Raw genomic sequence first — 19,519 nt, forward strand, 5'->3', positions numbered from 1 at the left:
ACAAAGCCGTCGATACCGACCACGCCGGCCGTGTAAAACTCCTTGCGCAGCACCGTTTGCGCGGCCAGGAAGCGCTGCAGGCTGGCACCGTCATGCGCGCCGCTGGCCGCCAGGCTGTCTGCCATCGCGCGCAGCACATTGCGCTTGGCATCGAGCTCTTCGTCGATGAAGACGGCGGCGCTGGACAGCGAGACGTACTGCTGTCGTCCCGTCACGTCGCGCATGCCGCGTTCGGCCACGCTCAGGGTGGCCAGCGCCAGCGAGGCTACGGCCCCCAGCACGAGCAGGAAGACGACCAAGCTCATGCGCGCCTTCAGGCTGGCGGGCAGGCCCCGGCGCAGCAGTGTGCGCAATATCATCCGCATCGCCACCATGCCGTCACGGCCGCTGCTGCAAATGCCGGCACAGGAGCTCGACCGATTCTTCCAGCGCCAGCACCTGGGTGTCGAGGCTCAGCGCAGGCGCCAGCGGCGCTTCGTAGGGTGCGGAAATGCCCGTGAATTGCGCCAGTTGTCCCGCGCGCGCCTTCGCGTACAGGCCTTTCGGATCGCGCGCCTCGCATTCGGCAACCGGCGTGCTGACGTGAACCTCGACGAATTGCGCCGCGCCGATGATGGCGGCGGCCATGGCCCGGTCGGCGCGGTAGGGCGAAATGAAGGCGGCGATGACCGTCAGGCCCGCCGCGTTCATCAGGCGCGCCACTTCGGCCGTGCGGCGGATGTTTTCATGCCGGTCTTGCGGCGTAAAACCCAGGTCGCGGTTCAAGCCATGGCGCAGTTGGTCGCCGTCCAGCAGCGCCACAGCCCGACCCTGCGCCTTCAGTGCTTGCGCCAGCGCCAGGGCAATGGTGGTCTTGCCGGCGCCGCTCAAGCCCGTCAACCAGACCGTGGGGTGTTGTGCTGCTGTCATCATTCGGCCTCTCTGCTGTAGAGCTGGCAATATAACAAAGCAGTGCTGGAAAGGACAGATTTTCAGGCCGCGCTGCGCGCCTCAAGCAGCAATTGTCGTATCTCGGGTACGCAGGAGCCGCAATTGCCGCCCGCCTTGACGCAGGCCGTCACCTGCGACGTCGTCGTCAGTTTTTGCTCCTTGATGGCGGCGCAAATTGTGTGGCGCCCCACGCCAAAGCACGAGCACACGGTGGGACCGGCGTCGACGCTCTTGCCGATGGGCTGGCCCAGCAACACGCCGGCGCGGTCGGCCGCGTCCATTTGCGCGTGCGCAAACAGGCTGGCCAGCCAGCTGCGCGACGGCAGGTCGGGACGGGGCGAGACATACACGCATTGCGCGATGCGCCCCTCGTCCAGGTGCACGGCGCGGTACACGCCGGCGCTGGCGTCTGCATAGTCGATCCAGTCGGCGTTGGCGTCCGTGACGCCGAGCAGCGTGCGCGCCCACGCGCCCAGGTCGGCGATGCGCTGGCGGCCCGCCAGTTCGTAGCGCAGGAACTGCTCTCCCTGCACGCGCGTCCAGTGCGCCACGCCGTCAAGGTTCAAGGGTGTGCGGCTCAGGACAAATGCATGCCAGTGCACGCGGAACTGCTCGATGCGCACGGGCGTGTGCTTGAATTCGGGCTCGCCAGAGAGCGGGTCGACCACCGGATTGACGACGGCGCCCACGCGCGCGTCGGACGCATTGGCGTCGCTCCAGTGGATGGGTACGAAGACCTGGCCGCGCGCGATGCCGCCGCCATGCACGACGCGCGCCACCATCGCGCCCCAGGCGCTGGAAATGCGCGCCAGTTCGCCTTCGCGCACGCTGTACAGCAGCGCATCCTGCGGGTGCAGGTCGATGAAGGCTTCGGCGACGTGGCCCGAGAGTTTGGACGCCTTGCCAGTGCGCGTCATCGTATGCCACTGGTCGCGCACCCGCCCCGTGTTGAGGACCAGCGGATAGTCTTCGTCAGGCATGTTCTGCGGCGCGCGCGGCGGCGTGGGCAAGAAGCGCGCGCGGCCATCCGCATGCGCGAAGCGGCCGTCGCCGAACAGGCGCGCCCGCCCCTGTGGCCACTGCTGCGGCGCCATGGCGTCGTATTGCGCTGCATCCAGGCCGGCCAGGTGCGCCAGGTTGAACAAGCGCGCCGTTTCCCCCTCATTGCGGAAGGCGGACAGGCGCGCATGTTCGTCGAAGATGGCCTGCGGTGCCGCGAAATCGAAACCGCCAAAGCCCATGCGCCGCGCCACATCGCACAGCACGTCCCAGTCGGCGCGCGCTTCGCCGGGCGCAGGCAAAAACGCGCGCTGGCGCGAGATGCGGCGCTCGGAATTGGTCACCGTGCCATCCTTCTCGCCCCAGCCCAGCGCCGGCAACAGCACGTCGGCATGGGCATTCGTGTCCGATCCGGCGCTGATGTCCGAGACCACCACCAATTCGCATTGAGCGAGCGCGCGGCGTACCTGGTCCGCGTCCGGCATGCTGACCAGCGGATTGGTGGCGATGATCCACACGGCTTTTACTTTTCCCGCTTCGATCGCGTGGAACAGTTCCACGGCCTTCAAACCAGGCTTGTCGGCGATGCGGGGAGAGTCCCAGAACGTTTGCACGGTGTCGCGATGCAGCGGCTGGTCCAGCTCCAGGTGCGCCGCCAGCATGTTCGCCAGCCCCCCCACTTCGCGCCCGCCCATGGCGTTGGGCTGGCCCGTCAGCGAAAACGGCCCCATGCCAGGCTGGCCGATGCGCCCCGTCGCGAGATGGCAGTTGATGATGCTGTTGACCTTGTCCGTGCCGCTCGATGACTGGTTCACGCCCTGCGAAAAGGCCGTGACGACCTTGCGCGTGGCGGCAAAAGCCTGGTAGAACGCCAGCAAGGCTTGCGGGTCGACTTTGCAGATGGCCGCCACCTGCAGCGGGTCGCCGCAATCGACATGCGCGGCCGCCAGCGCAGCGTCGAGTCCCGCACTGTGCTGCGTGACGAAATCACCGGCGATCACGCCTTCCTTCGCCAGATGGCACAACAAGCCGTTGAACAGCCACACGTCGGTGCCCGGCTTCACGGGCAGGTGCAGGTCGGCCAACTCGCAGGTGGCCGTGCGGCGCGGGTCGATCACCACCAGTTTGACGCCTGGCCGGCTTTCCTTCAGGCGCGCGATGCGCTGGAACAGGATGGGGTGGCACCAGGCCGTGTTCGAGCCCACCAGCACCACCATGTCGGCCAGCTCCAGGTCTGCATAGCAGCCCGGCACGATGTCTTCGCCGAACGCGCGCTTGTGGCCTGCCACGGCCGACGACATGCACAGGCGCGAATTGGTGTCGATATTCGCGCTGCCCACATAGCCCTTCATGAATTTATTCGCGACGTAATAATCTTCCGTCAGCAGCTGGCCCGAGACATACAGGGCCACGGCATCGGGGCCATGCTCAGCGATGATGGCGCGCAAACCGCCAGCTACCTTGTCCAGCGCAGCATCCCATGAAGCGCGCTGCAAGACGCCATCGACGCGCAACTGGGGGAAAAGCAAACGGTTGTCCAGGTCCAGGGTATCTCCCAGGGCCGCGCCTTTCACGCACAGCTTGCCCAGGTTGGCCGGGTGGCTGCCGTCGCCGGCGATGCGGATGGCGCCGTCGGGCAGGGTTGTGGCTTCCACGCCGCAGCCGACACCGCAATACGGGCAAGTGGTTTTCACGGGCGTGCAGCTAGTCATGGGATATCCTGTCAGGCGGCCTGGCCGCACAGCGCCTGGCCAAACAATAAATGGGAACGCAGCTGGCTGATGTCGCGCCGCTGCTGGATCAGCTCGAAATACCAGGGACCGTCCTGCACGTCGCCATACAGCACGGCGCCCACCAGGCGGCTGCCCTGCACCACCAGGCGCTTGTAGATGGCGCGGCGCGGATCGCGCAGCACCAGGTCTTCGCTGCCTTCGGCGCCGATGATGTCGCCGGCCGAATACAGGTCGATGCCCGTCACTTTCAATTTGGTGGCGCTGGCCTGCTGCACGTAGCGCCGGTGTCCCGCGCCGGCCAGGTGCGCGCCGCACACGCGCGCCTGCTCCCATATGGGCGCGACAAGGCCGAAGGTGGCGCGCCGGTGCTGCACGCATTCGCCCACGGCATACACGCGCGGGTCATAGCTTTGCAGGCAGTCGTCGACGACGATGGCCCGTTCGCAGTGCAGGCCGGCCGCCTGCGCCAGGGCGATGTTGGGGCGCACGCCAGCCGTCATCACCACCAGGTCGGCGGGGATCGACGTCCCGTCGGCAAAGCGAACGCCCTGCACCCGGTCGGTGCCGAGGATTTCCGCCGTTTGCGCCTGCATCAGGAAACGCAGGCCGCGCGCTTCCAGCGCCGATTTCAGCAGCATCGATGCGGGTGCGTCGAGCTGCTGGTTCATCAGCGCGCCGCTCATGTGCACGACGGTGACGTCCATGCCCTGGCGCTGCAAGCCGTTGGCCGCTTCCAGTCCCAGCAAGCCGCCGCCGATGACCACCGCATGGCGCTGCGTGCGTGCCGCCTGCAGCATGGTATCGACGTCGGCGATATCGCGAAAGCCGATCACGCCGGGCAGCGCATGGCCCGGCACGGGCACGATGAACGGCGTCGACCCGGTGGCCAGCAACAGGCGGTCATAGGCTACCGTGATGCCGGACAGCGCGTACACCTTGCGCGCCTTGCGGTCGAAGCGCACGACGGGGTCGCCAGCGTGCAGGGTGATGCCATGCTGCGCATACCATGCGCGCGTGTGCAGCATGATGTCGTCCACGCTTTTTTCGCCGGCCAGCACGGGCGACAGCAGGATGCGGTTGTAATTGCCATGCGGCTCGGCGCCGAACACGCTGATGTCGTACAGGTCCGGCGCGAGTTTCAATAGTTCCTCGACCGTGCGCATGCCGGCCATGCCGTTGCCGACCACCACCAGCGAGGGGCGCGCCGCTGCCTTGGCTAGCGGGTTCACAGGGCCACCCACACCATGCCGCCAAACACGCGCGCCGGCCAGGTCGCGACCGCATGCGCGGGCGCTTCCAGGCACTCGCCGCTGGCCAGGTCGAAGTGATGCTTGTAGATGGGCGAGGCGACGACGACGCGCTCGCCGATGCTGCCCACCAGTCCCCGCGAGAGCACGGAAGCGCCCGCATTCGGGTCGACGTTATCGATGGCGTACACGCGCGGCGCGGCGTCGCCGACGCGAAACACGGCCACGTGGCGCCCGCCGACCAGCGCGCACACACCCGTGTCGGGCACGATGTCGGTCAAGGGACAGATGGCCACCCAGTTGTCGGCGCTGGCGCCGGACAGTGCATTTATCGCATTCATGCTTCACGCCTCCACGGCAAGGATGGGGATCACGGTGCTGCGGCGCTCAATCAGCGTGGCGGGCCGGATCTGGCCCCGCTCTTCGACGAACACCACGTTTTCATCGTTCTTCTCGCTGTTGACGAAATGGCGGAAGCGCTGGCGCACGGCGGGGTTGGAGACGGCTTCCTGCCACTCGCAGGCATAGGTGTCAACCACATGCTGCATGTCCGCTTCCAGCTCGTGGGCGATGCCCAGGCGATCGGCCACGACGACGGCTTTCAGGTAATCGAGGCCCCCTTCCAGGTTGTCGCGCCACACACTGGTGCGCTGCAGGCGGTCGGCCGTGCGCACGTAAAACATCAGGAAGCGGTCGACATAGCGCACCAGGGTGGCCTCGTCGAGGTCGGCCGCCAGCAGTTCCGCGTGGCGCGGCTTCATGCCGCCATTGCCGCACACGTACAGGTTCCAGCCTTTTTCCGTGGCGATCAGGCCGATGTCCTTGCCCTGCGCCTCGGCGCATTCGCGCGTGCAGCCGGAGACGCCAAACTTGATCTTGTGCGGCGTGCGCAAGCCCTTGTAGCGGTTTTCCAGGCGAATGGCGAAACCCACGCTGTCGGCCACACCGTAGCGGCACCAGGTGGAACCGACGCATGATTTCACCGTGCGCAAGGATTTGCCGTAGGCGTGGCCCGATTCGAAGCCGGCCGCGATCAATTCTTCCCAGATGGCTGGCAATTGATCGACGCGCGCGCCAAACAGGTCGACCCGCTGGCCGCCCGTGATCTTGGTGTACAGGCCGTATTTCTTCGCCACCATGCCCACGGCGATCAAGCCGTCGGCCGTCACTTCGCCACCCGGCATGCGCGGCACCACCGAATACGTGCCATCCTTCTGGATATTACCAAGGAAATAATCGTTACTGTCCTGCAGGCAGGCATGCACGGGCGACAGCACGAAATCGTTCCAGCACGAGGCAAGGATATTGGCCGCCACGGGCTTGCACACGTCGCAGCCCAGGCCCTGTCCATGCGCCGACAGCAGTGCGCCGAAGCTGCGGATCTTGCCGACGCGGACCAGGTGGTGCAATTCCTGGCGCGAGTAAGCAAAGTGCTCGCACACGTGGTTGTTGACGGCCAGGCCTTGCTTCTGCATTTCCGCCTTCATGATCTGCGTCACCAGGGGCACGCAGCCGCCGCAGGCCGTACCCGCCTTGGTGCAGCTTTTCAGCGCGCCTATCGTCGTCGCGCCAGCGGCCACGGCGGCGCACAGCGCGCCTTTCGAGACGTCGTTGCACGAGCAGATTTGCGCCGCATCGGGCAAGGCGTCCACGCCCAGGCCCACCTTTTGCTGGCCGTCGGCCTGCGGCAGGATCAGGAATTCGGGGGATGCCGGCAGCTCGATTTTATTCAGCATCATCTGCAGCAAGGTGCCATATTCGCTGGCGTCGCCCACCATCACGCCGCCCAGCAGGTATTTGCCGCAATCGGAAACGACGATCTTCTTGTAGATCTGCTTGCGTTCGTCCATGAACTGGTAAGAACGGCTGCCCGGTGCATTGCCGTGCGGGTCGCCCAGGCTGGCCACGTCCACGCCCATCAGTTTGAGCTTGGTGCTCATGTCGGCGCCCTTGAACGAGGCTTCGCCTTCCTCTTCCTGCAGCACGTGGCGCGCCGCGATGCGCGCCATGTCATAGCCGGGTGCCACCAGGCCGAAGACCAGGCCGCCCCACAGCGCGCATTCGCCGATGGCGTAGATGTCGGGATCGGACGTGAGGCAGCTGTCGTCGATGGCGATGCCGCCGCGTGGGCCCACCTCCAGGCCGCAGGCGCGCGCCAGTTCGTCACGCGGACGGATGCCGGCCGAGAAGACGATCATGTCCGCTTCCAGGTGACTGCCGTCGGCAAACTGCATGCGGTGCGCGGCCGCGGTGCCATCGACGATGGCCAGCGTATTTTTTTGCGTGTGCACCGTCACGCCCAGTTCCTCGATCTTGCGGCGCAAGACGCGCGCGCCGCCTTCATCGACCTGCACGGCCATCAGGCGCGGCGCGAATTCCACCACGTGGGTGTCCAGCTTCAAATCGCGCAAGGCCTTCGCGCATTCGAGTCCCAATAGCCCGCCGCCGATCACCACGCCGGTTTTTGATTTTCCGCCCCAGGCCAGCATGGCTTCCAGGTCTTCGATGGTGCGGTAGACGAAGCAGCCATCGCGCTCCTTGCCCGGCAGCGGCGGCACGAACGGCGTGGAGCCCGTGGCGAACACCAATTTATCGTAGGCGAGCACTTCACCCGTGCTGGCGGTGACGGTTTTCGCCACGCGGTCGATGGACACCGCGCGCGCCTTGAGTTTCAAGACGACGTTGCCCTTGTCGAAAAAGCCGGGCGCCACCAAGGAGAGGTCTTCGGCAGATTTGCCGCTGAAAAATTCGGACAGGTGCACCCTGTCATAAGCGGGGTGCGGCTCTTCGCACAAGACCGTCACGGACAAGTGCGGCGCGTTTTCCAATGCCAGGCGTTCGAGGAATTTGTGTCCGACCATGCCATGGCCAAGGACGACGATGTTCAAGGGGGCGTTCATGCTTGTCTCCTCAGGCCGCAGCCATGTTCGGTTCGGCCGCCAGACCCGTGAAACGGGCGGCGATGGCGCACAGGGCCGAGATCACCACCAGCGCGCTCAAGATGATCAGGGTCTGGCGGATGTCGCCCGTGCCCTTCATCAGGAAACCGGCCGCCACCGCGCCCACGTTGCCGCCCGCACCGATGATGCCGGCCACGCCGCCCAGTGCCTTGCTGTCGATGAAGGGCACCAGCGCATAGGTGGCGCCGCAAGCCATGTGGGTGAACAGGCCGAAGACCAGCATGGCGATGACGGCGTAGGTGACGCTATCGACCTTGGCAAACCACAGCAAGCCCACGCCTTCGCCTATCATCAGCATGAACAGCAGCGTCACGCGGCTGTTCAGGTTACCGCGCAGGGCCAGTTTGTCGGACATCCAGCCCCCCAGGGCACGTGCAAACAGGGCCAGCAAGCCGAAGCTGCCGGCGGCCAGGCCGGCCGATTTCAACGACAGGCCGAAATGGTCGACGTAGTACACGGCGGCGATGTTGTGGATGAAAATCTCGATACCGAAGCAGGCGCCGTAGGTGACGAACAGCAGCCACACGCGATAATTGGAACTGGCCGCCTTGAAGCTGTCCCAGCCGCCGCTTTTGCCACCACCTTTGCCACCCTCGATGGCCAAGCCGGCCTTGCGCAAGTCCGAGTAATTACCTTCAGGGCAATCCTGCGTATAGCGCCAGTACAGCACGGCCATCACCAGCATCAGCACGCCCGGCACCAGCAGGGCGATACGCCAACCCAGCGATTCGGACACGCCCAGCATCAGCACGGCACCGAGCAGCAGCGGCATCAGCGCCTGCGCCGCACCACCGCCCGCATTGCCCCAGCCGGCGGCAGCGGCATTCGCCGTTCCCACGACGCGGGGTGCGAACATCACGGAGGTGTGATATTGCGTAATGACAAAGCTGGCGCCCACGGCGCCGATGCCCAGGCGGAAGAACAGAAAACTCTCATAGCTTTGCGAAGCGGCCACGCCCAGCACAGGCATGGCGCCCAGCAGCAACAAGCCCGTGTAGGTCTTGCGCGGGCCGTAGCGGTCGCACAATGGCCCAACGATCAGGCGCACGAGGATGGTGATGGCGACGGCCGCGATATTGATATTGGCCACTTGCGCCAAGGAAAGGCCGAACTCGCCCTTGATGACAGGCATCAGGGGGGCGCAGGCGAACCAGGCGAAGAAACACACGAAAAATGCCATCCACGTCAGGTGGAATGCCCGCATGGGCGGCGTGGCGAGGGAGAAGAGCGCGATGCGCGTTGCTTTTTGGCTGGCCATGATAGGTTCCCGAAGTATCCCGAAAATAACAAAAATGCAAACAAAAACGGCGCCCGCCCCAGCCGATGCAAGATCAGCCTGGGCGGACGCCGTTGTCCATGTGGTCCGTCGTTGGACCGTTGTGCGTTTATTCAGGGGATCGCCGTTGATCCGTATATCTTGTGTAGCAAGCGCCGTGCCAGCTTCCCCAAGGGCAGGCAGCGCCATTCGCACTGGCTTTGCGCCAGATCATGGCAGTTCACGGTGCAAGGACGCCACTTGCTGGTGCATGCGGGAACCAGCAATGGCAGTACTTGTCTAAACCACATCTGAAGCAGTAGCAGGAGGCCACATGCTCAAGACCCTGCGACGCTTGCGACCACCCTGGCCGCCAGGGTACGCATGCGTGTGCGCCTGCGTGTTACTCATTTCCTGGAGCAATACTGCCGCCGCGCGAGAACCGAAGGAACATGGCGAACTCGATGCCACCGTCGTCGCGCCCTTCCGCGCCGCGCGCGGCGCACATGTCACGCAGGCGCGCATCTTTGTCGTGCGCTTCGCCTACCCCGACGAAGGCCGTGCACATGCCGTGCACTGGACCTTGACCTTGTCCGGTCCGGGGCCGCAAGGCGCCGTGCAGCGACGCTGGTCGGGCATGGAACAGGTGGGGGCCGGCGGCAACAGCCTGAGCTTGCCCTGGGATGGCCGCGCCGACGCCGATGCGCGCGCACGGCGCTTGCCGGTGCCGGACGGTATGTACGCGCTGCGCCTGCTGGCCGTGGCGGACGCCGGCACGCCGCAGCAAGCACGGGTGGAACAGCAATGGCAGATCCAGGTGCGGCGGGGCGGCAGCACGGCGCCCAGGGTGCCCGCCTTCCAGACGGGCTTACGGCACCTCGCCAGCCTCGATGGCCAGATGGACTACCGCATCGTCTACGCCAACTTGCACAGCCAGACGCGCCACAGCGACGGCGGCGCTGCGCTCGACGCCTGCCATGGCGCGCAGGCACCGCAAACGGCGCCCTACGGCCCCATCGATGCTTATCAGTATGCGCGGCAACATGGGCTCGATGCCCTGCTGACGTCCGAGCACAACCATATGTATGACGGCTCGGATGGCAGTAACAGTGCTGCCGTGCCGGCAGCAGCAAAGGCCCTGTACCAGACGGGGCTGGCCGAAGCGGCCGCGTATACAGCCGCCCACCCGGGCTTTTTAGCCCTGTACGGCATGGAATGGGGCGTCATCAACAAGGGCGGCCACCTGAACATCTTCAATAGCGAGCAGTTGCTGGGCTGGGAAAGGAATGCGCATGGTGAACTGCTGGCCGACCTGGAAACGCCGAAAGGCGATTACGCGGGCCTGTACACGCTGATGCGCGAGCGGGGCTGGCTAGGCCAGTTCAACCACCCGGCGCAGACGGGCCAGTTTCTCGTCAACGGCCAGCCGCTGGGCTACACCCATGACGGCGACGCGGCCATGGTGCTGTGCGAAGTGCTGAATACGTCCGCCTTTTCCACCAACGACGAGGAAACGGAAACGCGGCGCAGCAATTACGAGGCGGCTTGCAACCGCGCCCTGGCGGCCGGCTACCACGTGGCCTTCAGCAGCAACCAGGACAACCATTGCGCCAACTGGGGCGCGTCGTATGGCAACCGCACGGCCGTGCTGGTGGCCAGCCCGGTCGCCGGCATGCCCGTCTCACGCGACAGTTTCCTCGAGGCGCTGCGCGCACGCCGCGTCTACGCCACCATGGACAAGCATGCGCAGCTGCTGTTGACGGCGAATGGCAAGTTGATGGGCGAGCGTTTCGACAACCACGGCCCCTTGCAGCTGGCCACCCATTTCAGCAACAGCGCGGGGCGCCAGGCGGCCGCCGTCGCCATCCTCCAGGGCGTGCCGGGCGGCAACGGCTCCGTCACCGAACTGTCGGACCAGGCCAGCATCACCATCACCCCCGCGCCCGGCCCCCATTTTTACTACGCGCGGCTGACGCAGGACGATGGCAACCTCGTCTGGTCCGCGCCCGTATGGGTCAATCAACTGCCCTGAAGGGAGCTTAGCGTGGAGGAAGAAATTCCCGTGTGTGTGGCTGCAGCGGTGCATGCTGAGCCATCAATTCGACGACCCAATCGATAAATACGCGCAGCTTCTTGCTGACATGGCGGTTGGGCGGATATGCCAGGTACAAGGGCATGGGATCGATCTGCCAGTTCCCGAACAAGGGAATCAGGGCCCCTGCCGCCACGTGCGTCCGGGCCATGTAGTCTGGCAGCCACAGCACGCCCAGGCCAGCCAGCCCCGCCGCCAGATAGGCGTTGCCATCGTCAATCGATAGCACGTACTGGCCCGCTATCGTGACGCGCTTGTCGCCCTGCCGCATCAGCGTGGAAAAACCGTTGCCGCCCTGCCCCCAGCGAAAGCGGACGATACGGTGCTGGGCATCTTCCAGTTCCTGCGGATGACCGGGCGTGCCGACGCGCTGCAGATAAGCGGGCGCTGCGTACACGGCCAGTTGCAAGTCGCCGATCTTGCGCGCCATCAAGGACTGGTCGCGCAGTTCGCCGCCACGAATGACGCAATCGACATTGTCGCCAATCACATCGACCATGCGGTCGCTGGCGCCCATATCGAGCTGGATGTCCGGATAGCGCGCGTAAAATTGCGGCAGCGCCGGTATCAGCAGCATGCTGGCGAGCGGACTGGGCACATCTACCCGCAACTGGCCACGGGGCAGCGCCGCAGCGCCGGGCAAGCCCGTTTCAATCTCGTCCAGGCTGGCCAGCACGGGCACGATGCGTTCGTAATACTCGGCGCCATCGGCCGTGACGTTGACTTTGCGCGTCGTACGGTTAAGCAGCTTCAGGCGCAAGCGCGCTTCCAGCTGCTGCACCAGCTGCGTCACGCTCGTCCGGCTCATGTGCAAGGTGTGGGCCGCCTTGGTAAAACTGCCCGTCTCGACCACCCGCACGAATGCCCGCATCGTATCCAACTTGTCCATCGCCACCCCCGCATCCTGATTGTTTGGATTATACAAACAGTCTTGGGGGAGCCTGCCCCTTTATCTGCGCGCCGGCCCTGGCTAAAGTTCTGTCCAGGCCGCCGTTCGGCGGCAACATCCAAGGAGCCATGCCATGCGTAATGCAATGACCACCCGCGACGTCGTCTTCCCACCCGGACGCCAGGCGCTGTATGAAAAAAATCGCTATTCGCCGGCCGTGCGGGCCAACGGCTTGCTGTTTGTCTCCGGCCAGGTGGGCAGCCGCGCAGACGGCTCGCCAGAACCGGAACTGGAAGCGCAAGTCAGGCTGGCCTTCGACAACCTCAACGCCATCCTGCAGGCTGCCGATTGCACCTTCGACGACGTGCTCGACGTGACCCTCTTCCTGGTCGAGCCGGAAGCGACATTCCAGCGCATCTGGGACATGGTGCTGGCGGAGTACTGGGGCGTGGCACCCCATCCCACCGTCACGGCCGTGGGGGTGACGTGGCTGTACGGTTTCCAGTTTGAAATCAAGGTGGTGGCCAAGCTGCCGGACTAAGACGCATCCAGGCAGCGCCAGCGCCGCAGAATATACGGTCTGTTGCAGTCACGGCAAATATTATAGGAAAAACATGCCATCACTTTACTGATATCCAAGAGACACTGGTTCCCCACAGCAATCCATGGCAACATGAATGCGCCGTTTTTCCTGCAACACGGCGCAAACGAAACCATCAAGGAACCGTCCATGTCTTTTTATCGTACCTTCGCCGGCGGCCTGTTGCTCGGCCTGGCCACAGCGGGCCTCGCCCATGCACAAGCACCTACGCCCGCCGCGTCCAATTCTCCGGCCGATCCCCATTTGTGGCTGGAAGAAGTCCTCGGCGACAAGCCGCTGGCCTGGGTCAAGCAGCACAATGCCGTCACCACCAAAGAATTGGAAGCCCGGCCCGGCTTCCCGGCCCTGCAGGCGCGCCTGAAAACCATCCTCAATTCAAAGGAACGCATTCCCTACGTCAGCAAGGAAGGCGAGTTTTACTACAATTTCTGGCGCGACGCCCAGCATGTGCGCGGCATTTGGCGCCGCACCAGCCTAGCGCAATACCAGCAGGCCGAACCGACCTGGGAAACCATAATCGACCTCGACCAGCTGGCCGCCGGCGAAAATGAAAACTGGGTCTGGGGCGGCGCTTCCTGCCTGTATCCGAAGGGCGAACGCTGCCTCATTTCCCTGTCGCGCGGCGGCGGCGACGCCAAGGTCGTGCGCGAATACGACGTGGCGAAACGCACCTTTGTCGACGGCGGCTTCATCCTGCCGGAAGCGAAGGGCAGCGCCAGCTGGATCGACCAGGATACCCTGTTAGTCTCCAGCGATTTCGGCCCCGGCACGATGACCAGCTCCGGCTACCCGCGCATCGTCAAAGAGTGGCGGCGCGGCACGCCGCTGGCGCAGGCGCAAACGCTGTACGAAGCCAAGGCCGACGATCTGAGCGCCGGCGCCTACAAGGACTTCACGCCCGGCTACGAACACCAGTTCATCGAGCGGCAGATCGATTTCTACAGCGGCGAAATGTTCCTGCGCGACGGCGCCAACTTGAAGAAGGTGCCGAAACCGGACGACGCGACGGCATTCACCGTGCGCGACCAGCTGGTCATCACCCTGCGCTCGGACTGGAAAGTCAACGGCAAGACCTATGTGCAAGGCTCCCTCCTGGCCACCGACTTCAAGGCCTTCATGCAGGACAAGCAAGAGCTGGAAGTACTGTACGCGCCCACGGCCACGTCTTCGCTGGACAATGTCACGCCGACGAAATCAACCATCCTCGTGACAACCCTGGACAAGGTCAAGAACCGCCTGACGGAACTGCGCCACGTGAACGGCAAGTGGCAGCGCCGCGCCGTCGATGCGCCAAAACTGGGCACCCTGGCCGTCAGCGCGCTCGATCCCGTCGACTCGGACCAGTACTTCCTGACGGTGACGGACTTCCTCAACCCGACCACTCTGTATCTGGCCACGGCGCAGAGCGACAAGCGGACCAAAATCAAGTCGCTGCCCGCCTACTATGACGCGGCGCCGTACAAGGTGGAGCAGTTCGAATCGACGTCCAAGGATGGCACCAAGGTGCCGTATTTTGCCATCATGGGCAAGAAGACGAAGTTCAACGGCAGCAACCCTACCGTGCTGTATGGCTATGGCGGCTTCGAAGTATCGCTGAAACCGAGCTACAGCGGCACCACGGGCGTGGCCTGGCTGGAAAAGGGCGGCGTGTATGTGCTGGCCAATATCCGCGGCGGCGGCGAATTCGGCCCCCGCTGGCACCAGGCGGCGCTGAAGGAAAACCGCCAGCGCGCGTATGACGATTTCATCTCCGTGGCGCAAGACCTGATCAAGCGCAAGGTCACCAGTCCGCGCCACCTGGGCATCATGGGCGGCAGCAATGGCGGCCTGCTGACGGGCGCCGTGCTGGTGCAGCGCCCCGACCTGTTCAACGCCGTCGTCAGCCAGGTGCCGCTGCTCGACATGCGCCGCTATAACAAGCTGCTGGCGGGCGCCTCGTGGATGGGAGAATACGGCGACCCGGACGTGCCGGAACAATGGGCTTATATCAGCAAGTATTCGCCGTACCAGAACGTCTTCAAGGACAAGAAATATCCGCGCGTGCTGTTGACCACTTCGACCCGCGACGACCGAGTCCACCCCGGCCATGCGCGCAAGATGGTGGCGAAGATGGAAGAACAAGGCCACGACGTGCTGTACTGGGAAAACACGGAAGGCGGCCATGCGGGCGCCGCCAATAACGACCAGCAGGCGCTGATGTGGGCGCTGACCTACACCTTCCTGCTCGAGCAGCTGAAATAGAACGGGCCTGACGGCACCTGGCAAGACAGAACGCCTGCACCGGATTCCGGCGCAGGCGTTCTTTTTTGGGGAAGTTACTTCGCCTGCGCGCTGGGGCGTTCGGCGATGCGGTCGCGGTAGGCCTGCAGATTGGACAGCCCTTCCGCGCCGGGACGGTACTTCATCAGGCCGCGCGCAAATTCCAGCGCGCAGAAGGCCGTGATGTCGGCAATCGTAAAGCGTTCGCCGGCGATGTAAGGCTGGCCGGCCAGCACCTGGTCCAGCCATTGCGCCGTCTCGCGCAGCTTGCCCGCCTGCGCCGTGGCGAAATCGGGAAATTGCGGGTTTTCCAGTGCCACCAGGGCCGGATGGCCATGGCGCACCCAGTTGGCGACGGCGCTGAACAGATGCAGTTCCACGCGGCGGTCGGCCATTTCAATGAAGGCGCGCTCCTCGTAGCCTTCGCCCATCAGGTTCGGCTGTGGCTGCAAGCCTTCCAGGTAAGTGCAGATGGCGCGCGTCTCGGTCAGCACGCGCCCGTCCGGCAATTCCAGCACGGGCACGCGGCCCAGCGGGTTTTTTGCCAGGAAGGCGGGCTCGCGGTGCTGGCCCGCCATCAGATCGAGCGCCACTTCCTCGATGCCGGTGATGCCCTTCTCGGCGATGAACATGGTAACGCGGCGTGGATTGGGCGTGCGGGGGCTGATAAACAGTTTCATGGGCGTAGGTCTCGTCTCGTTATGATGGTGGCCAATCAGCTGCGGGACTGGCCTGTGGCAGTACAGTCAGGCGTCCATCATACCAGCGCCGCAGCATGCTGCGGCGCCCCTGGCGCGTTGACTTTGCCCCCGTTTCGCCTTAGATTGCTGTAGGGGAACGCTGGCCGCCAGTTCCAGCGATGTCCCCCACACGTCATCAACGCCCGCAGCCTATCCGGCTGGCGGGCGTTTTATCCATGAACCAAGGGCATACCATGCATCGCACACCGACTCCGCGCCTCCGCCGCAGCCAACTGGCCGCCGCCGTCCTGGCACTGGCTTCCATCACCGCAGCCCATGCGGGCAACACCGCTCCCGCCGCCAGGTACATCTCGGCCAGCCAAGCGCCCGGCACCACCACGCAGTTGCCGCGCGGCGTCAGGCCTTTGCACTACATTGTGTCGATCACGCCGGACGCCGCCGCTTCCACCTTCAAGGGCGAGGTCGCCATCACGGTGGCCGTCGACAGGCCGACAGCCAGCATCACCTTCAATGCCCTGAACCTGGCATTTGCCGCCGCCGCCATCGAAGGCAAAGGCGGCAGCAAGCAGGTGACGCGCAAGATCGAGTTCGATGCGGACAAGCAGACGGCCACCGTGCATTTTGCCGAGCCGGTGGACAAGGGCGAGTACCTGCTGCGCATCGACTACAGCGGCAAGATCGGCACGCAGGCCACGGGCCTGTTCTCGCTCGACTACGACACGCCGCAGGGCCGCCAGCGCGCGCTGTACACGCAATTCGAAAATTCCGATGCGCGCAGCATGCTGCCGTCGTGGGATGAACCGGACTACAAGGCCACGTTCGCGCTGGACGTGGTCGTACCGAGCAATCAGATGGCCGTCGGCAACATGCCGATCGCCCGCAGCGAGGAGCTGGGCTATGGCATGAAGCACGTGTACTTCGCCACCACGCCGCGCATGTCGACCTATCTGCTGTTCTTTGGCCTGGGCGACTTCGAGCGGGCGACCATGATGGCAGACGGCACGGAAGTGGGCGTCATTACGCAGAAGGGCGCGCTGGCGCAAAGCCGCTTCGCGCTCGACGAGTCAAGAGCCCTGCTGCGCGAATACAACGATTACTTCGGCGTGCGCTACCCGCTGCCCAAGCTCGACAACATCGCCGCACCGGGTCGCAGCCAGTTCTTCGGCGCCATGGAAAACTGGGGCGCCGTCTTCACTTTTGAGTATGGCTTGCTGCTCGACCCGGCCATCTCGACGCAGGCCGACAAGGAAAACATCTACACCACCCTGTCGCATGAAATGGCGCACCAGTGGTTTGGTGACCTGGTCACCATGCGCTGGTGGGACGACCTGTGGCTCAACGAAGGCTTCGCGTCGTGGATGGAAAGCCGCACCACGGAGCGTTTGCACCCAGAGTGGAACACGGCCCTGTCCAACGTGAGCGGGCGCGAGTCGGCCATGAGCCAGGATGCGCTGCGCACCACGCACCCGGTGGTGCAGCGCATCGACACCGTGGAGCAAGCCAGCCAGGCCTTCGACGGCATCACCTATCAAAAGGGCGAAGCGGTAATCCGCATGCTCGAAGCCTACGTGGGCGCCGACACGTGGCGCACGGCCGTGCGCAGCTACATGCGCAAGCATGCTTACGGCAATACGGTCTCCGACGACCTGTGGCGCGAAGTCGATGCAGCCGCCGGCAAGCGTGTCAGCGCCATCGCCCATGATTTCACGCTCCAGCCGGGCGTGCCGATGATCACCGTGGGCGACGCCGTGTGCAGGAAGGGCAGCACGCGCGTGACCCTGACGCAGACGGAGTTTTCCAAGGACCAGCCGGACAAGAAGCCGCTGTCGTGGAAAGTGCCGGTGATCGCGTCGACGGTCGGCAGCCACAAGCAGGCGCGCGTGCTGGTCAAGAATGGCAAGGCGACATTGAACGTGCCCGGTTGTGGCGCCCTGCTGGTGAACGCGGGCCAGAGTGGCTACTACCGAACCGTGTACGCGCCCGCCAACACGCGCGCGCTGGCGCGCAGCTTTGCACGCCTGGCGCCGATCGACCAACTGGGCTTGCTGGCGGACAGCCAGTCGCTGGGCCTGTCGGGCGCGCAAAACCTTGCCGACTTCCTGGAACTGGTGAAAGCGACGCCGCTGGCGGCAGATCCGCAAGTGCTGGGCAAGGTGGCCACCTCGCTGAACGACCTGTACGAACAATATGCGGGCGATTCTGTGCGCCAGCAGGCTTTCGGTCGCTACGCCATGGCGCGCCTGGCGCCGATGATGGCGCAGACGGGCTGGGAAGCGCGCGCTGGGGAGGCGTCCAGCGTGGCGACCCTGCGCGGCCGGCTGATTGCCATCCTCGGCGACATGGGCGAGCCTGGCGTGATCGCGGAAGCGCGGCGCCGCTACGCAGCCAGCGAACAGGATCCCACCGCCATTCCCGCGCCGCTGCGCCGCACCATCCTGGGCGTGGTGGCGCAGCATGCGGACGCCGCCACCTGGGAACAATTGCACGCCAAGGCGCAGCAGGAAAAGACGCCGCTGGTCAAGAACCAACTGTACGACTTGCTGGCCTCAACCGACGATACGGCCCTGGCGCAGCGGGCGCTGGCGCTGGCGCTGACGGATGAACCGGGCGTGACCAACAGCCCGGCCATGATCTCGCGCGTTTCGCGCGCGCATCCGGAACTGGCCTTCGATTTCGCGCTGGCGCATCTGGAGCAAGTCAATGCGCGCATCGATGCCAGTTCGCGCAGCCGCTACTTCCCGCGCCTGGCGGCCGGCTCGGCACAGCCGGCGATGATCGCCAAGCTGGAAGCGTATGCGCAGGCCAACCTGCCTGCCAGCGCGCGCGGCGATGCCGACAGTTCCGTGGCCGGCATCAAGTACCGCATCAAGCTGCGTGCAGAACGGCTGCCAGCCGTCGATGCATGGCTGGCGCAGCAGGCGGGCTAAGTGGCATTCCCGGCGCCTCGCGCCGGGAACTGCTGAAAACGCAGGCAAAAAAAAACCGGCTTCGCATGTCGCGGCAGCCGGTTGAAACGCTGTTTCAGAGCGCAGGGATAAAACGGGAAACACATGAAGAAGTGGAAATCGTGCCGGTCATTGAGGTGTCCGGCAACCTTGCGCCCGGGGTTTCCGTGCGCCATGTAGCCACTATGCCAGTCCTTCCCTCGGACAGGCTTAGGACTTCATTAAATCCCATTTCTTTTCCCGCTTTTACCCTGCATGCCTTGCCATCGCAGCAATTTCACGCTGCGCCAGCCTGTCTGGTGCCGATGGTTGAGCTCACCGGCTAAGCTGTTGAGTCATGCCTGCATCCTAGCGCTCCCGGAGCGTAGTGATCTGCGCAATGCATGCTGTGTGCCAACGAAAGCATCATAACAGCCTCATATGACCGCCATATGACGTGACGCTAAGGTGTGCCGTCCTCCTTCGCGAAACGCTTGATACCCGTCAATTCAATTTCCACGCGGCGGTTCGGCTGCAGGCAGGCGATCAGGGCAGCACGAGGCATCGGCTTTTCGCAGGCGGCGACGGGTTCGGCCTTGCCCTTGCCATACGCGCTGATAACGTTGGCGATACCTTGCTCTCGCAGCAACTGTTTCACCGTCAGCGCGCGCCGCTCGGACAGAGCCTGGTTGTAGCCGTCAGCGCCCAGGCGGTCAGTGTGGCCCGTGACGCTCAAGGTATCGATCTGTACGTAGCCCTGCTTCAGGCGCACCGCCAGTGCGCGGATTTTATCGATGCCCTCCGGTAGCATATCGGCCGCACCCGCCTTGTCGAAATGGAACAGGGCGTCCATGTCGAGTGTGATGCGTTCATGGACCAGGCGCGGTGGCAGCGGATCGGGCGGCGGTATCGGCTTGTCGGCAGGGCAT

At 64.6% G+C, this 19,519-nt stretch carries 14 protein-coding genes and 1 pseudogene; 5 read left to right on the plus strand and 10 right to left on the minus strand.

Features of this window, described 5'->3' with window-relative positions; genetic code table 11:
• The 7 genes and pseudogenes from K0F85_RS00915 to K0F85_RS00945 form a co-directional block, all read right to left on the minus strand.
• Positions 1–359, minus strand: a pseudogene (locus K0F85_RS00915) (aerobic respiration control sensor protein ArcB); the annotation flags it as partial.
• A gap of 19 nt (positions 360–378) precedes the next feature.
• Positions 379–912 carry an adenylyl-sulfate kinase gene (cysC, locus tag K0F85_RS00920; protein ID WP_219114136.1) on the minus strand — a complete coding sequence of 178 codons (534 nt, stop codon included), beginning with the start codon at positions 910–912 and terminating at the stop codon, positions 379–381.
• Positions 913–971: 59 nt separating this feature from the next.
• On the minus strand, positions 972–3,641 hold the full coding sequence (locus K0F85_RS00925; RefSeq protein WP_219114137.1) for a nitrate reductase: 2,670 nt from the start codon (positions 3,639–3,641) through the stop codon (positions 972–974).
• A gap of 11 nt (positions 3,642–3,652) precedes the next feature.
• Positions 3,653–4,891, minus strand: a complete 1,239-nt coding sequence (locus tag K0F85_RS00930) for an NAD(P)/FAD-dependent oxidoreductase (protein WP_257572442.1) — start codon at positions 4,889–4,891, stop codon at positions 3,653–3,655.
• The gene (gene nirD / locus K0F85_RS00935) at positions 4,888–5,250 is read right to left on the minus strand and encodes a nitrite reductase small subunit NirD (RefSeq protein WP_219114138.1); all 363 of its coding nucleotides are present in this window, start codon (positions 5,248–5,250) and stop codon (positions 4,888–4,890) included. Before nirD ends, K0F85_RS00930 begins: the two co-directional genes overlap by 4 nt.
• A gap of 3 nt (positions 5,251–5,253) precedes the next feature.
• On the minus strand, positions 5,254–7,809 hold the full coding sequence (gene nirB, locus K0F85_RS00940) for a nitrite reductase large subunit NirB (RefSeq protein ID WP_219114139.1): 2,556 nt from the start codon (positions 7,807–7,809) through the stop codon (positions 5,254–5,256).
• A 10-nt stretch (positions 7,810–7,819) separates the two neighbouring features.
• Positions 7,820–9,127: an MFS transporter gene (locus K0F85_RS00945; protein WP_219114140.1), complete on the minus strand. Its 1,308-nt coding sequence runs from the start codon at positions 9,125–9,127 to the stop codon at positions 7,820–7,822.
• Positions 9,128–9,458: 331 nt separating this feature from the next.
• On the opposite strand from K0F85_RS00945, the gene K0F85_RS00950 reads away from it, so the two are divergent.
• Positions 9,459–11,156 (plus strand): CehA/McbA family metallohydrolase, encoded by a 1,698-nt coding sequence (locus K0F85_RS00950; protein ID WP_219114141.1) that lies wholly within the window; start codon positions 9,459–9,461, stop codon positions 11,154–11,156.
• 7 nt (positions 11,157–11,163) lie between these two features.
• On the opposite strand, the gene K0F85_RS00955 is transcribed toward K0F85_RS00950, so the two are convergent.
• Complete coding sequence (locus K0F85_RS00955) at positions 11,164–12,105, minus strand: LysR family transcriptional regulator (RefSeq protein ID WP_219114142.1); 942 nt, start codon at positions 12,103–12,105, stop codon at positions 11,164–11,166.
• A gap of 145 nt (positions 12,106–12,250) precedes the next feature.
• Here K0F85_RS00955 and K0F85_RS00960 point away from each other — a divergent pair, with 145 nt between their 5' ends.
• Complete coding sequence (locus K0F85_RS00960) at positions 12,251–12,646, plus strand: RidA family protein (RefSeq protein ID WP_219114487.1); 396 nt, start codon at positions 12,251–12,253, stop codon at positions 12,644–12,646.
• Between the two features lie 189 nt (positions 12,647–12,835).
• The gene (locus K0F85_RS00965; protein ID WP_219114143.1) at positions 12,836–14,947 is read left to right on the plus strand and encodes a prolyl oligopeptidase family protein; all 2,112 of its coding nucleotides are present in this window, start codon (positions 12,836–12,838) and stop codon (positions 14,945–14,947) included.
• 74 nt (positions 14,948–15,021) lie between these two features.
• Here K0F85_RS00965 and K0F85_RS00970 read toward each other — a convergent pair whose 3' ends face one another.
• Entirely contained in the window at positions 15,022–15,645 is a 624-nt protein-coding gene (locus K0F85_RS00970; protein WP_219114144.1) for a glutathione S-transferase family protein, read from the minus strand.
• A 254-nt stretch (positions 15,646–15,899) separates the two neighbouring features.
• On the opposite strand from K0F85_RS00970, the gene K0F85_RS00975 reads away from it, so the two are divergent.
• Together K0F85_RS00975 and K0F85_RS00980 are read left to right on the plus strand one after the other, a co-directional pair.
• A complete protein-coding gene (locus tag K0F85_RS00975) occupies positions 15,900–18,593 on the plus strand; it encodes a M1 family metallopeptidase (RefSeq protein WP_219114145.1) in 2,694 nt (897 codons plus the stop codon).
• Entirely contained in the window at positions 18,569–18,937 is a 369-nt protein-coding gene (locus K0F85_RS00980) for a hypothetical protein (protein WP_219114146.1), read from the plus strand. The genes K0F85_RS00975 and K0F85_RS00980 overlap by 25 nt, the downstream gene beginning before the upstream one ends.
• 116 nt (positions 18,938–19,053) lie before the next feature.
• On the opposite strand, the gene K0F85_RS00985 is transcribed toward K0F85_RS00980, so the two are convergent.
• Positions 19,054–19,519: OmpA family protein (locus K0F85_RS00985; protein ID WP_219114147.1), on the minus strand; the 466-nt coding region annotated here is incomplete at its 5' end.

This window comes from Janthinobacterium sp. UMAB-56 (genome assembly GCF_900095265.1).
GTDB lineage: Bacteria > Pseudomonadota > Gammaproteobacteria > Burkholderiales > Burkholderiaceae_D > Janthinobacterium.